We start from the raw sequence: 14943 nt of genomic DNA, 5'->3' as shown, positions 1-14943 counted from the left end.
GAGGCCGACGCATGAGCTTCGGACTCCGGCCCCGTCATGGTGGCTACAGGCTCTCCAGAACCTTCTCCCCGTCCTGGACAGGTGCTGCCTGCCCAGCATCCAGGCCGGCCGATTCCACAGGCTGGGATTCAAGGGCCGCCTTGTGGTCCTGGCTGAGCTTTTGCTGGTCGCCCGGCTTCTTGGCAGCGGCGATCATCAGCTTGATCCTGTTGAGCTGGTTGGCCTCAGAGGCGCCGGGATCGTAGTCGATCGAGACGATGTTGGCCTCGGGGTAGGTCCTGCGGATCTTGCCGAACATGCCACGCCCGGTCACGTGGTTGGGCAGGCAGGCGAAGGGCTGTGCGCAGACGATGTTGGGCGCGCCGGACTGGATCAGTTCGATGATCTCACCGGTCAGGAGCCAACCCTCTCCGGCCTGAACACCCAGGGAGGTGACCGATGCGGCCTTCTCCCTCAGATCGCTGATGTGGGCGGGAATGTCGAACTTTCCATGGGAGGCCTTGAAGCCGGCGATCATGGGGGCACGGTAGACATCCGCAGCCTTGAGGACGATCTTCTTGACACCCACCTGGCCGCCGGTGCCCAGCATCTCCTCGTTCCATTCAGCGTTGGAGATGCCGTTGACCATGAAGTCGCAGACGCCGGGGAGCACGGCTTCGCAGCCCTGGCTTTCGATCAGGTCGACCACGTGGTTGTTGGCATCGGGATGGTACTTGACCAGGATCTCCCCGACTACGCCCACCCGTGGCTTGCGGGGGATATTGCGCAGAGGCAGCTGGTCGAAGGCCCGAATCATCCGCTTCATCAGCGTGCCATAGGGCAGATAGCCATGGCCATAGACCTTCTTGGCGGTCTTGGAGTACCCGTGGTGCTCGATGGTCTCCTTGCAGATCGTGTCCCAGAGCTTGTAGAGCTTGTTGGCTGAGCCGGGCTCCTGCTCGTAGGGGCGGACCCTGAGCAGGCACTCGATCATGGCGTCGCCCAGGTAGAAGGCCTTGACGGCGCGGTGCAGCAGAGCCGGAGTTACCTGAAGGCCGGGATTGGCCCGGAATCCTTGAACGCTCAGGGTGATGATGGGGACGTAGCCATAGCCGGCATCAGCCATGGCCTTGCGCAGAAGGCCATAGTAGTTGGTGGCCCTGCACATGCCGCCGGTCTGGGTGACGATGACCGCACACTTATGCGGGTCGAACCTGCCGGACAGGAAGGCGTTGACCAGCTGCCCCACCACGATGATGGCCGGGAAGCAGGCATCGTTGTTGACGTACTTGACCCCGGTGTTGATGTCTTCGGGCGTGGCATGCTTCAGGAGCTCGAAGTGGTAGTCGGCGCTCGAGAAGACCGCCTCCAGGAGGGAGAAGTGCACGGGGGACATCTGCGGTGCCACCACCGTGAATTTGTGTCCCATCTCCTTGGTGAAGCGATGTTCAGTGGCGTACTTGGACAGGGTCGGCTTGGCGGCGGCTCTGTTGGCCTGGACATCCTTGACCTGTCCGGCCGGGCGCTCTGCCGACTTGCTTTCGGCTTCCTTCTGCCGCGATGCCATGGTCTCCCGGATGGGCCTGATGCCCATGGGGTGAAGGCCTATCAGACCCTGATCGCTTTTGTCGTGCAGGGCCACGAACCGGGCCAGAGCCACGATGTCGGCCTTGCGCTGGGACAAGTTGATCTTCTGCGCGTTGGTGGACCGGAACCCATCGGATTTCGGCTGGTCAGGCGCATCCGCTTCCACTGCTTCAATATGGCTTGCAAGGTCTTGAGAATTCTGAGAATTCTGAGAATCAGACGAATCCTCCACCCGAACCAGGTCAGGCGATGAACCAACTTCCTTGACCGCGACCTTAGCAGGCGCCTGTTCCATAACGGGCGCTTCCTTCCGGTCTTCGCTGTCCTCCTGGGCCAGATCCCGCTGATGGCGTTCGTCCATGGCGGCCTTCAGCGAGCGCAGACGGATCTTGGCCGCACCCAGGTTGGAGACCTCGTCGATCTTCAGCTGCGTGTAGACATCGCCCTTATCGGCGAGGATCTCCTGGACCTGGTCGGTGGTGATGGCGTCCACGCCGCATCCGAAACTGACCAGCTGGACCAGCTGCAGGTCGGGATACTCGGAGACGAACCTGGCTGCCGAGTAGAGCCTGGAGTGGTAGGCCCACTGGTCGGTCACCCTCAAGGGCATCTTCTGATGGTCGTCGCCGAAACTCGGCACGGTCTTGCGGAACTTGGCGGCCGTGGGGTTGTTGGAGGCCAGGGCCCGCTCCCCCGCCGCCGGAATGATATAGTCGCTCAGCTTGGGCAGTTTATGCACGTCCAGCTCGCAGATCGAATCCTCTGAAAGCACGGCCATGCCCAGGGAGCAGATGGTCTCGGGAATGCCGTGGTTGACCTCGGGATCCACATGGTAGGGGCGTCCCGACAGGACCACGCCCTTGACCCCGTACTCCTGCATGTAGGCCAGGGCGCGAAGTCCCTCCTGGCGGACGTCCTCCTTGAACCGGGCATCCTCACGATAGGCCTCCTGGACGGCCGTCCGGGCCTCCTCCTCGTTCACCTTGGCCCAGTCGAAGACCTTGACGATCCGCTCGACCATCTTCTCCTTGTTGGACAGGTTGAAGTAGGGCCGCATGAAGCGGACGCCGTTCTCCTTGAGCTCGGCCATGTTGGCCTCGATCACCACCGGGTAGTTGGCCACGATGGGGCAGTTGTAGTGGTTGTCCGTATCGGGAACCAGCTCCTGCTCGTATGTGACGCAGGGGTAGAAAATGGTCTTGATGCCTTTGTCGACCAGGGAGTGAATGTGCCCGTGGACCAGCTTGGCCGGGTAGCAGATGTTCTCGGAGGCGATGGACTCCATCCCGCTCTCGAAGAGCTCATGGTTGGAACGCCCGGATATCATGACACGGAAGCCCAGTGAAGTCAGCAGGGTGAACCAGAAGGGGTAGTCCTCGTACATGTTGAGCACACGGGGGATGCCGATATCACCCCTGGTGGCCTTGTCCGGGGTCAGGCGACGGTAGGCAAAGGCCCGCTTGTACTTGAAGTCGTAGAGGTTGGGGCGGTCGGAGCGCTTCCTGTTCTTGTCGCCGCCACGCTCGCAGCGATTCCCGGTCACGTAGCGGCCGCCGTCCTCGAATTCAGTGATGGTCAGCTTGCAGTGGTTCTGGCAGAGCTTGCAGACATCGTGGGTGGTGGTCATGGACAGGTTGTCCAGATCGTCCCCCGCCAGGATGGAGCTGACCACATGGCCGTTCTCCACCTTCAGTTCGGGCAGGGTCGCCTTGAACCCCTGGTCGTTCTTGGAGGCAATCTTGTTGACGGCGGCTGGCGACAACTTCGTCTTGGTGGAAGCCGGCGCCCTATTGGGGGTGGTAGGCGTGCTGGCCACGGACTTCTCCCCGTCGACCACGTGGGAACTAGCCGCAGCCAAATCCTCGACCTCTTCATTCTGCGGGCAGTGCATGCGGGCCGTCAGCGCGGCGCCGTAGGCTCCCATGAGTCCGGCGATGTTGGGCCTGGTCACCTGGCGACCGGTCAGGAGCTCGAAGGCCCGCAGGACGGCATCGTTGAGGAAGGTGCCTCCCTGGACCACGACCACCGGCCCCAGGGCGTTGGCGTCACGCAGCTTGATGACCTTGTAGAGGGCGTTCCTGACCACCGAGTAGCAGAGCCCGGCGGCGATGTCCTCCGGGGAAGCGCCCTCCTTCTGAGCCTGCTTGACCGAGGAGTTCATGAAGACCGTACAGCGGGAGCCCAGATCGGTCGGGGCCTCGGAAGCCAACGCCTGCTTGGTGAACTCCTGGATGCTGATGCCCATGGACTGGGCGAAGGTCTGCAGGAAGGACCCGCAGCCGGCCGAGCAGGCCTCGTTGACGCAGATGGAATCAATGACCCCGTCGTTGACGGCGATGTACTTCATGTCCTGCCCGCCGATGTCGATGACCGAGGTGACCCCGGGGCTGATCTCCTCGGCTGCCCGGTAGTGGGCCATGGTCTCGACCACGCCCTCGTCGACATGCAGGCCGGCCTTGACCAGGCCCTCACCATAGCCGGTAGCGCAGGCACGGGCGATGTAGGCCCCCTCCGGCAGGGACTTCCTGACCTCCTTGACGATGTTGGCGGCGGCGATCAGCGGGCTGTCCTTATGCACCCCGTAGGTGGACCAGACGATGGTCTTGTCGTCGTTGATCAGCACGGCCTTGATGGTGGTGCTGCCCGCATCGATGCCCAGGAAGTGCGGCCCCTTTGCTCCGGACAGGTCCCCGGTGGGGATGACCTGGGCCCCATGACGGTCGTTGAACTCCCTGCACTCCTCCTCGTTCAGGAAGAGCGGGCGGATCGTTCTGGCCGTGGAGGGCATGTTCTCCAGACCCTTCAGGGCGGAGAGGACCCCATCCAGCGAAGTCAGATCAAAGTTCATTGCTTGATTTTGGCTGGCATCCTTGGCGGTTTCGCTCGCAGGAACCTTGTTCTCACCGTCCACCAAGGTAGTGGTGCGGCCGTCCTGCATGGCATCCTGCAGAGCCATCTTGTCCAGGCTCGATGCCTTTTCGGACCGCGCCTTGTCGACCTCCATCTGGTCCAGCCCCCAAGCCGGGCCGAAGGGGTCGTTCACATCGGTCTCCGGCGAATAGTCGGTCTTGACCTGCGCTGCATTATCCTGGTCGTCCTGCTCCTGACGACCAGCCATGATGGCAGCGCCATAGGCCACATAGAGGTGCGCGTTCTCGGGAATGATGTAGCGGCTGACCCTGTTCTGAAGGATCCGCTTGAAGGCTTCCCTCAACTCGCTCATAAAGAAGAGGGGCCCGCCCAAAAAGATCACGTTGCCGCGGATGGGACGTCCGCAGGCCAGACCGGAGATGGTCTGCGTGGCCACGGCGTTGAAGATGGATGCAGCCAGATCCTCCTTGGCGGCTCCGTCGTTGATCAGAGGCTGCAGGTCTGACTTGGCGAAGACCCCACAGCGCGAGGCGATGGGATAAATGGTCTTGTATTTGGAAGCCATATCGTTCAGGCCGGAAGCATCGGTATTGAGCAGGGTGGCCATCTGATCGATGAAGGCTCCGGTCCCGCCTGCGCAGGATCCGTTCATCCGCTGCTCCGGGGTGGGCTTCAGATAGGTGATCTTGGCATCCTCGCCGCCCAGCTCGATGATCACGTCCCCCTCGGGATAGGTGGCGTTGATGGCCTCGGTCTCGGCAATGACCTCCTGGGCGAACTCGGCCTGAAGCTGGCTGGCCAGTTCCAACCCGCCCGAGCCGGTGATCACCAGGCTGATGGGATTGCCGGCCAGGCCAACCCGTGACAGGGAAAGCTTGATATCCGTGACCAGCTCCGCCACGCACTGCCGCACATTGGCGTGGTGACGGCGGTAGTCGCTGAAAAGCGCCTGATCCAATCTATCCCCTGTGCCAAGAACCACGGCCTTGACTGTGGTGGAACCGATGTCCAAACCCACACGCAGGAGATCCCGCGGTCCTGTGCCCTTATATCGACCCGCTATGTCGACGCCATCAGACATGAAACAACCTCAATCCGTGAGACCGCCGCATGATGGGCTCGAAAAGCAGACACCACATCATATCCGGCTTACTTTATTTATGCTACCGCCAGAGCATGAATAACTTCCGCGATATGAGGGAAACAAGACTGTCTCCTTTGACACAGCCGCCGGGAAAACCGCCTCTGCTGCAGGCAAGCCGCAGACGAGGGCAGTTGCATCAAGGCATTGTTCCAACCCTTCTCTTTCACACTTTGACCTCAGTCCCAGACTCCTTGCAAACGGGAGAAATGCCACTGTGCCCTCGGCGAAATCGGCCCAAGAACAACCAGCAGAGGGCCTGCAGCAGACCGGCAGAGGACATGGAATTGTCCCCGTATTGAGAGACCCTGAGAGGACGTTTCCTTCGCTGACCAACCCGCATACCGTCCTGTACAGGCCGTTGCCAGATAGGTTGGTCAGACTGGCGGAACCGATGGTCAGGAGGCATCAGGTGCGAGCATACATGGGTTCGAACATGCGCGGGTCGATGGGTGCGCCGGCTGGCCCAGCCTCGTCGGGACCGACCCCCAAACCCTTGGATCAACTGCCCCGCCTGGCACGAGATACCACCGAGGAAGATCCCTGGCCGGTCAGCGTGCTCAGCCAGAAGTACCACGACGCAGTGGCCCGCTGGCCCGGAGCCTGGGTGGAGGGTCAGATCGTGGAGATCAATACCCGCCGGACCGGTTCCGCCTATCTGACCCTGCGCGACAACTTCGAGGACATCTCCATCAACGTCATGGGCTTCCGTGCCTTCGCCACCCAGGCCAGGGAATTCCGCCAGGGCGACCGTGTGGTGGTGCACGGGCGGCCCGACCTGTGGATCAAACAGACCCGTCTGAGCTTCATGGCCGACCGGATCAAACGTGTAGGCACCGGCGACCTCAAGGAGCAGATCGACCAGCTCAGGCGCAAGCTCAAGGGCGAGGGCCTCTTCGATGCGGAAAACAAGGTTCCCCTCCCCGAATTCCCCCGGCGCATCGGCCTGATCTGCGCGCCCAAGGCCAGGGCCGAGGGGGATGTGATCACCAACGCCCGTCTGCGCTGGCCCACCATCGAATTCTCCGTGGTGCACGCCCACGTTCAGGGCCCCCAGTGCCCGCCCGAGGTGGTCGAAGCCATCCAGAAGCTGGATGCTGATCCGGCTGTGGATGTGATCATCGTGGCCAGGGGCGGCGGCAGCTTCGAGGACCTGCTGGGCTTCTCGGACGAGTCCGTGGTCCGGGCCACGGCAGCCTGCGTCACCCCCATCGTCTCGGCCATCGGCCACGAGGACGACTGGACCCTTATCGATCTGGCGGCGGATCTGCGCGCCTCAACCCCCACCGACGCAGCCAAGCGGGTGGTGCCCGACCTGGTCGAGCAGGAGGGCATCATCCAGGAGGCCCGGATGCGCATAAACGCGCGCATCGAGAATATGGTCGAAGGCGAGACACGGCTGATCGAGGGATACGCCAACCGCCCCAGCCTGACCAAGCCGCAGACCATGCTGGACAAGCCCCAGCGGCTGGTCGATGAGTCCCTGGTTCGCCTGGACATCGCCCTTCGGCGGATCGTGGACGACGCCTCCCTGACCGTGGAGAAGCTCCAGTCCTCGCTGACCGCCCTCTCTCCCCAGTCCACGCTGGACCGCGGATACGCAGTCGTGCAGACCCTGGACGGGAAGGTGGTCGTCAGTCCCCAGCAGGTCCAGACCGATCAGGATCTGACCCTGACCGTCAAAGAAGGTCGGATCGAGACCAGGGTCGTCAGCGGGCAGTGACCCATTCCACGTGGTCGGCCACATATAATCGTCCGCGATAACCATCCGCGTCATCAGGGATTTGGATAATGCACCAGATAAGAATCAGACAGGAAGAGGAGCAGGCATGAGCGACACCGACGAGGAGCAGACCAAGGGGCAGGGCAAGGAAGAGCCGGTACTGGCTTCGGCCCTGAGCCAGAAGGAACGCGAGACCATCGCCAAACTGCCCTATGAGCAGGCCCGGGACCAGCTGATCCAGGCGGTTCAGGCGCTGGAGGCCGGCGGCCTGGATCTGGATGCCTCCATGCGTCAGTGGGAGATCGGCGAAGCCCTGGCCAAGCGTGCCCAGGAGCTGCTGGGCCAGGTGCGGGCCAAGCTTGATGCAGCCCAGCAGGAGCAGGCCAGCGCCGGAGCCCAGGCCGGCACCCAGTCCAACCTGGATGCCTGAGAGCCCTCTACTCCACCATCACCGTGGCCAGCAGGGCCGCATGATCCGAACCTGCGATAGGTACGGCCTGCAGACGGTTGGCCCTGATGTCACGGTCCACCACAACATGATCGATGGCTGCCAACCTGGGCAAGGGGGCCCTGTCGGCCGGCCAGGTCATGCTCATGCCATGCCCGGCCTGACGTGCCCCATCACTGAACCGCTCCCCCAGCATGTCTCGGAAAACGGCATGATCATAGGTGGCGTTGAAGTCTCCCATCAGCACGTATCGAGTGTGCTCGTGCTTTCGCAGCTTCCCCAGGTCGGACACGCTGCGTCGCCAGGCATTCCAACTACCCGGTTGCGGCGAGGTGGTATGGACCGAGACGAATCTGACGCTGGTCTTGCCCCTGCCGAAGTCGATGCTGGCCGCCGGCATCATGGAGGAGCGGGAACCCACGTCGTCCTTTGAGGGCGACTGCATTGGCGCAGCCGTCCAAAGACCGTTGGCGTATTCCTTCGACGATGTGGAAAGCTGCTCGTGGGGCAGGTAGCGATCGATACCGGCCTTGTGCAGACGGTCCACAAAACCCTCGCTGACCTCCTGCAGAGCCAGCACCTCGACCCTGTTGTCGCTGACGGTCTTGACCACCTGATCAGCATCGGCCTGACCCTTGTAGACGTTCAGCGTCATGACCCGGGCCACATCGTCGTACCGGTCGGGATGCCCAAGGGCCATGAGCTGATCGGCTTTCCCTTTGAGCTCGGAACCCTCCTGGTAGAAGGGGTACTGCCAGTAGACATTCAGGGCCAAGGCGGCGATAAGCACCAAAGCGGTGAACCATCGTGAAGCCATCAGGGCCAGGACCAGGGCCAGCAGACCCAAGAAGATGAACCAGGGCGTCAGCGCGGCCAGGTCCGGCAGGTATGGGATCGATGACAGCCATGCCGGGCAGGCACGCGCCGCCAGAGCCAGCAAGCTGACCAACGCCAGCAGCCTGGCCGTCCACCCAAAGACATGCTTCACCAGGAAGGACTGTCTGAATCTCGCCATGGTCTCCTCCAGCAAATCATCGCCGACCCGGTCCCCCTTCCGAGGAATGCACAGTCAGCTCGGCCGTTGAGCCATTGTAAACCATGACCGCATAGCGAGCAGGGATAGGGGGCCAACTTCTCCAGGAAGAGCACGGTCCCAAGGCCTTCCCTTGGCCTGCACCCCGGCGACCTGCCCAAGTCCCGCCTCGTGGTACAGTAGTTTCCGTTGCCCCGGTAGCTCAGGGGATAGAGCACTTCTCTCCTAAAGAAGGTGTCGTGCGTTCGAATCGCATCCGGGGCACCCTGTATTTGCCAACGAAGCAGATATTCAGGATAATAAGAAAGTTGCATATTCGCGCATGACTTACGAGTCTGCACAAATCTGCACTTGAAAACCTGCTCTGGATACTGTCCGGCTCGATCACTGTTGATAAGCCTAATCAGAAAGGAATACCGTGCCTCATCAAATGCACCAGAACGAGGATGTAGAGGATAATCTCCTCAACTGGAATGACAGGGCAGTTGTACATGCCAACGGTGGCTATGGAGACCTTGACGCATTTGCGGATGACCCATCGGCCCTGTCGTCAGTAACCCTGCGGGATCTCGAGGTCTTGAAGCCCCATCTGCCAGGACACAGCATCAAAGGGTTGCACCTTTTGCATCTGCAATGCCATATAGGCTCTGATACCCTGTCATGGTGGCGCTTGGGAGCACGAGATGTATATGGCCTGGATTTCTCTCCCACCTCGCTGGATTATGCCAGGAAACTGTCTGAACGGGCCGGTGCATCCATAACCTATGTTCAAAGTGATGCTCGTTGCGCTGCCGATGCCATGCCCGAGCAGAAAGGCTCATTCGATGTAATCGTCACCAGCTGCGGAACCATCACCTGGCTTCCCGATCTAAAGGACTGGGCTCGTTCAATCGCCTCCCTGCTAGCAGACGGTGGAATATTCATGATCCGCGACAACCATCCACTGCTTTTCGCCTTGAACAATGAGGGCATGTCGATAGTTCAAGATTATTTTGGCGGAACAGAAACGACCTACGAGACCGATCAAAGCTACACGTCAGCAACCGACTCGCTCGAAGATGGGACAAAACCCCAAATTACCCACACCACCAATCACAATTGGGCTCATGACTTCCAGGAAATAAGCGGCGCTCTTCTGGATGCCGGACTGACTATAGAGGCCATCGGCGAGCATAATGTGGACGACTGGCAGTCACTGCCAATGCTTGAGTACAGTCCAGACCTCCAGGGATGGATCATGCCCCGCAATCAGCCTCAGATCCCCCTGACCTTCTCGATGGTAGCCAGAAAGAAAGTTTGACCGGCAAGTACGAGCGTGGTTTTGCTTAGACATGGTCTGACTTGGCCCGGCGGCCCGTCCAGCAGATTGGCTTCTGTTAATTGCGTTGCAGCATAACTTGCGCAACGCAATTAACAGAAGTACTCCGTGCCGAATTACGATAACGCATTATCGTTCACCTTCGATCCCGCCAATGTCGAGAGACAGATCCGTGGAAGGCCAGGCTGTGAGATTGGGTAAACCGCGCATTTTAGAAATGCGTTTATACGGGTAAGCCGCTGGAGCCGACAGCACAATCAATACGTGTCAGTTACTCGCCTTGCTTGAGCCTGCGATACTTCATGGGCGTCATGCCCGTGCTCTTTTTGAAGGATGCACACAGTGAGGATTCGGATGTGAAACCGCACTGCTGACAAATCTGTCGTATGGACATTCCGGTGTTTACCAGCAAATACTGGACCGCATGGATCCGGGAATCCACCAGGTAGGCATGGGGTGTGATGCCGGTCTCCTGCTTGAACAACCGAATGAAGTGGTACTCGCTCAAAAAGACCCGTTTGGCCAGCTCGGAGACAGTGAGCGGCTCATGCAAGTGGGAGGAGACATAGGCGATCGTGTCCTCAACCACCTCCTCCTGCTTTCGTTTGAAGGATCGCGGCTGCTCATCGGCAAACTCGGTGAGCAGGTCGGTGATGTATTTGGACATCCGCGCCTCCGAATACCCGTTTTCCGCCGTCATTAAAGAGGTAATGGTCCGCATCCGCTCCAAGGCATAGGTCTCGGAGGAGAGCATGAAGACATTGCCCAGCTTCCTGATGATGTAGTCATAGTAGGGCCGGGCCATGACGCCGTCGAAGTGGAGCCATTGGGCGGTCGTCGGGACATCGGTGCCGTAAGCATGGTGTGCGTAGCAGTTGACCAGCGCAAACCGACCCTCCTCGGCCACGAACGACCCTTCGGGCAGATTCAACGTCAGCCTGCCGCTATCGATATGAATGATCAGATAGCTGTCAAAGGATCGTCGCTCCAACCTGTAACCGGGTTCATATGAGAATTTGCCCACCCGTAGCGGATAGAAAAATGTTGTTCGCGCAATAGCCGAAGGGGTGTGAATCAAAAAGTCAGAGGCATTGACATCAATGCCGTGTTCAGCAGGCTTCGCCACGATATATCCTCCTTTCCGCACAAACCACATTCCCCACGAATCACGACAGCCGCTCCTGGCTGGCCACCGTCAAACGAAGCCAGGAATACACGCAAGCAACCGGCAGCCTCAACCTCACGCATGAAGCCACGAGACAATACATGCATCAAGCCATAGGACGTCGGCCTTGCTGATACAGCAAGGCCGTTGCCTCATACCCAAACAATACAAGGCAACGGCGGCGTTTTCATTTACTTCACGAAGATCATTGTACGTTGAAGCCCTGCTGCTTACCGTATTCCTTCAGGTGCTTCTGCCATGCATCCACACCCTGCTTCAGAGTGATCTTCTTGTCGGTGTAGGCGGAACCGACGTCGTCAGCGAATACGGTCCGCGCATAGACCTCGAAGGGCAGCGTGGCGTGGCCAGGGATCACATCGCTTGCCGCCTTGGCCAGAACCTCGTTATACTTCTGACCGCCGAAGTATTCGATGTCCTCGCCCTTGGTGTTCTTGACGGTGGTGGCCTCCTTGAACTTCTTCGATTCGGTGGTCTTCACATCGTCGGGGAATGAACCGCCTGCCACGCGAGCGTCAATGCTGGCCTGGTTCCGCGAGATGAAATCAATGTACTTATAGGCTGCATCGGTCTTCTTGCTTGAAGCCATAATCGCCAGCGACGAACCACCATGGTTGGAGTTGACAGCAGACCCATCCTGGGTGGGCATGGTTGTGACCCTCCACTTGCCTGCTTGGTCGGGTGCCACGTTGACCAGCGTGGTTGGGATCCAGCAGCCGATCAGCGCAGAGGCGAGCTTGCCATTGTTCAGGCTCTTGTTCCAGTCTTCGGTCCAGATGACGGTCTTGGTGTCGACCAAATCCTCGTCGATCATCTTCTGCCACCACTTGATGAAACTCTGAGTCCCCTTGTCGGAATCGAGGTTGATGGACAGATCCTTGCCGTCTGCGGACAGCTTGTAAGGATGCCCGTTGGCCTGCCAGATCATGGCATCGAAGAAGCCCGCGTCACCGGAATCGGCAGCGATGTAGGAACCCACCGCCCGAATCTTCTTAGCAGCCTCGTAATACTGATCCCAGGTCTTGATCTGTGTAGCATCGACGCCTGCCTTGTCGAACACATCCTTGTTGTAGAAGAAGGCCATGGCTCCCGAGCCAAAGGGCAGCCCGTAGGGCTTTTTGTTGACCAGAACCGAATTCCAAGTGCCAGGATTGTAGAACTTCGAGTAGCCCTTGGTCCTGTCACTCAGATCAGTCAGCCGATCATTGATGGCATACTGGCTCAGGGCATAGAGTTCGATTTGCGCCACATCAGGTGCTCCCTTGCCTGCCTGGAAGGCGTTGTCAAGCGCAGTGTACTGCTCCTTGGCCGTCCCGGCATTCTGCAACTTGATCTTGATGTTCGGGTACTTCTTCTCGAACTCCTTGGTTGCGGCTTTCAAGGTGGGCTCCCATGCCCAGACGCTCAGCTCCACATTTTCGTCACCACTACTCTGCTTGCTACCTCCGCAGGCGGTGACACCGAGAAACATGGCCAGCACGCCGGCACAAGCCACTAGGCGCTTCAACCCTTTTGCATGTTTCATTACATCACTCTTTTCTCTTAGTGCTTTCCATCAGCTTTTATTGGGATGAATCCTTGCCGTATGACAGACGAGAGACTCCCTTCCCGGCCACTCACCTTGCGATGGTTTAAGTGACCGCAATTTTCAAAAATTCATTTATTCCTTTACTGCTCCTGCAGCCAGTCCGGACTGCCAGTACCGCTGGAGAATCAGGAAAGCAATCATCAGAGGAATGACAGTGATCAGCGATCCGGTGATGACGAGATTCTGTATGGCGTGACCGCCGGCAGTGTTGGCCTGGTTCTTCCATTGGTTCAGCCCGATGGTCAGGGGGTACCAATTGGCATCCTTCAACATGATCAGGGGCAGGAAGTAGTTATTCCAGGTGGCCACTATGGCGAACAGGGCCGTGGTGACGATTCCGGGAGCCAGCAGGGGCAGACTGATGGTCAGGAAGGTTCTGAACTCCCCTGCACCGTCAACCCTGGCCGCCTCCAGGAGCTCTGTGGGAACAGCCTGCTCGGAGAATATCCACATGAGGTACAGGCCAAAGGGACTGATAAGGCTGGGCAGGATCATGGCCCAGGGCGTATTGGTCAAGCCCATCTTGGCGAACAGAAGAAACTGCGGAACAGCCAGGGCAATGCCGGGCACACTGATGGAACCCAGTACGACCGCGAAGACTGCCTTGCGGCCAGGAAAAGCGAACTTGGCCAAGGCGTATCCGCCCATGATGGCCAGTACGGTTGCGCCACCCGCTCCCACTACCACGTAGAGCAGCGTGTTCAAGAGCCAACGTCCGAAGATGCCGTCCTCATAGGTGAAGACCGTGGTTATGTTGTCCCAAAGCGCGAAGGTGTGACCAAACCAAAGACCGAAGGTCGAGGTGAAGTCAGACTGCGTCTTGGTGGCGTTGATGATCAGGTAGGCGAAGGGAAACAGGCAGTATAGCGCGAAGATGCCGGTAACCAGCGTCAGCGTCATCGAGCGGCGAGGGTTCGCTGGATTGGAGAATCCGTTTTTTGCGGCGCGCTTGCGTTCCGCCCTTTCATCCCTGGCTACTCGCTTGGCGCGTCTGCGTTCGCGCGCCCGAATCGCTGAAGGCGACTCATCCAAAATGTCAGAGGTCATTTCATCTGCTCCTTCAGACTGTTCAGCTGGACCGCATACGCGATCGCCATGGTGATCACCGCCATGACGATGGCCAGGGCCGCAGCGTAATTCGACTGGTTGCCCGCGAAGCTCAGACTGTAGGCGTACATATTCGGCGTGTAGTAGCTGGTTATGGTGTTCCCAGGCACCATGTTCTGCATGATCGAGGGTTCATTGAAAAGCTGGAATGAGCCGATGATGCTGAATATCACGGTGATGGCCAGACTTCCACGCAACTCCGGCATCTTGATACGCCTGACGATCTGCCATTCGCTGGCCCCGTCGATTGCCGCCGCCTCATAGAGCGAATGCGGAATCGTGGACAGGGAGGAATAAAAGATCAGCATGTTGTAGCCGGTGTATTCCCAGGTCACGATGTTGCCGATAGACACCAGAAGAATATTGGAAGCCAGCAGGTCCAGATGCAAGCCGGTCCATGAATTGAAAGAGCCGACCAGTCCATACTTGGCCCCGTACATGAATCCCCAGATCAGCGTGGACACGACGGCAGGAACGGCATAAGGCAGGAAGGTGGAAATTCGGAAGAACTTGGTTCCGTGCAATCTCATGGAGTCAATCGCCAGAGCCAGCAAGGCTGCCAGAAAGAGGCAGAGCGGCGCCTGGATCAGGGTAAAAGCACTGACACGGCCGACCGAACTCCAGAAATGACCATCTGCGAACAAACGTTTGTAATTGCTGAGCCCGGCGAAAACCGTGCCGCCAACCATCCGTTTTTCAAAGAAAGAAATATAAATTGCGTAGATGATCGGGATGATGAACACCAGCAGGAAAGCCACAGCGAAAGGCCCCATGAACTTCCAACCGCGCCAATCCCGTCTGTGCTTGTTGACGGTGCTCGACTGCTGATTGTTCGCGACATCAGCTGGCCCTGCCGCCGATTTGGAAAATGTCATTATTCTCCTTTGAGATGTCTGATTGCGTGAACCCAACCCCCCTACTGTCAACAACGACGAAGAAGAACTGGGTCAACAACCCGGAATCGA

Annotated in this window: 9 protein-coding genes and 1 tRNA gene; 4 read left to right on the top strand and 6 right to left on the bottom strand. The window is 59.1% G+C overall.

Translation table 11 applies throughout. From position 1 onward, the window contains the following. Positions 1-43: 43 nt before the first annotated feature. Positions 44-5518, bottom strand: coding sequence for an acyl-CoA dehydratase activase-related protein (locus JF70_RS02290; RefSeq protein ID WP_052690699.1), 5475 nt, complete (start codon positions 5516-5518; stop codon positions 44-46). Positions 5519-6026: 508 nt separating this feature from the next. On the opposite strand from JF70_RS02290, the gene xseA reads away from it, so the two are divergent. Both xseA and JF70_RS02280 read left to right on the top strand, forming a co-directional pair. Continuing rightward, positions 6027-7301, top strand: coding sequence for an exodeoxyribonuclease VII large subunit (gene xseA, locus JF70_RS02285; protein WP_045936037.1), 1275 nt, complete (start codon positions 6027-6029; stop codon positions 7299-7301). Positions 7302-7407: 106 nt separating this feature from the next. Next, a complete protein-coding gene (locus JF70_RS02280; RefSeq protein ID WP_045935136.1) occupies positions 7408-7731 on the top strand; it encodes an exodeoxyribonuclease VII small subunit in 324 nt (107 codons plus the stop codon). Positions 7732-7738: 7 nt separating this feature from the next. Here JF70_RS02280 and JF70_RS02275 read toward each other — a convergent pair whose 3' ends face one another. Next, entirely contained in the window at positions 7739-8764 is a 1026-nt protein-coding gene (locus JF70_RS02275; protein WP_045936036.1) for an endonuclease/exonuclease/phosphatase family protein, read from the bottom strand. A 209-nt stretch (positions 8765-8973) separates the two neighbouring features. Between JF70_RS02275 and JF70_RS02270 the strand changes: the two genes are divergently transcribed. Continuing rightward, positions 8974-9046, top strand: a tRNA-Arg gene (locus JF70_RS02270). A gap of 166 nt (positions 9047-9212) precedes the next feature. Further along, positions 9213-10082, top strand: coding sequence for a class I SAM-dependent methyltransferase (locus JF70_RS02265; RefSeq protein WP_045935135.1), 870 nt, complete (start codon positions 9213-9215; stop codon positions 10080-10082). 289 nt (positions 10083-10371) lie between these two features. On the opposite strand, the gene JF70_RS02260 is transcribed toward JF70_RS02265, so the two are convergent. From JF70_RS02260 to JF70_RS02245, 4 genes are all read right to left on the bottom strand, one after another. After that, positions 10372-11226, bottom strand: coding sequence for a helix-turn-helix domain-containing protein (locus tag JF70_RS02260; RefSeq protein WP_052690698.1), 855 nt, complete (start codon positions 11224-11226; stop codon positions 10372-10374). 244 nt (positions 11227-11470) lie between these two features. Further along, on the bottom strand, positions 11471-12808 hold the full coding sequence (locus JF70_RS02255) for an ABC transporter substrate-binding protein (protein ID WP_045935134.1): 1338 nt from the start codon (positions 12806-12808) through the stop codon (positions 11471-11473). A gap of 135 nt (positions 12809-12943) precedes the next feature. Then, a complete protein-coding gene (locus tag JF70_RS02250; RefSeq protein WP_045935133.1) occupies positions 12944-13918 on the bottom strand; it encodes a carbohydrate ABC transporter permease in 975 nt (324 codons plus the stop codon). After that, positions 13915-14853 (bottom strand): carbohydrate ABC transporter permease, encoded by a 939-nt coding sequence (locus JF70_RS02245; RefSeq protein WP_029677855.1) that lies wholly within the window; start codon positions 14851-14853, stop codon positions 13915-13917. The genes JF70_RS02250 and JF70_RS02245 overlap by 4 nt, the downstream gene beginning before the upstream one ends. Positions 14854-14943 lie beyond the last annotated feature (90 nt).

It is taken from the genome of Bifidobacterium mellis, assembly GCF_000967265.1.
In the GTDB taxonomy this organism is placed as follows: Bacteria; Actinomycetota; Actinomycetes; order Actinomycetales; family Bifidobacteriaceae; genus Bombiscardovia; species Bombiscardovia mellis.
The sequence above is the reverse complement of the archived record's forward strand: the minus strand, read 5'-3'. Positions and strand labels throughout refer to the sequence as shown.

Excerpts from the sequence above, each read along its gene's own strand:
- JF70_RS02275 (WP_045936036.1), bottom strand. The coding sequence starts at position 8,764 with ATGGCGAGATTCAGACAGTCCTTCCTGGTGAAGCATGTCTTTGGGTGG.
- JF70_RS02250 (WP_045935133.1), bottom strand. The coding sequence starts at position 13,918 with ATGACCTCTGACATTTTGGATGAGTCGCCTTCAGCGATTCGGGCGCGC.
- JF70_RS02265 (WP_045935135.1), top strand. The coding sequence starts at position 9,213 with ATGCACCAGAACGAGGATGTAGAGGATAATCTCCTCAACTGGAATGAC.
- JF70_RS02290 (WP_052690699.1), bottom strand. The coding sequence starts at position 5,518 with ATGTCTGATGGCGTCGACATAGCGGGTCGATATAAGGGCACAGGACCG.
- JF70_RS02280 (WP_045935136.1), top strand. The coding sequence starts at position 7,408 with ATGAGCGACACCGACGAGGAGCAGACCAAGGGGCAGGGCAAGGAAGAG.
- xseA (WP_045936037.1), top strand. The coding sequence starts at position 6,027 with ATGGGTGCGCCGGCTGGCCCAGCCTCGTCGGGACCGACCCCCAAACCC.
- JF70_RS02255 (WP_045935134.1), bottom strand. The coding sequence starts at position 12,808 with ATGAAACATGCAAAAGGGTTGAAGCGCCTAGTGGCTTGTGCCGGCGTG.
- JF70_RS02245 (WP_029677855.1), bottom strand. The coding sequence starts at position 14,853 with ATGACATTTTCCAAATCGGCGGCAGGGCCAGCTGATGTCGCGAACAAT.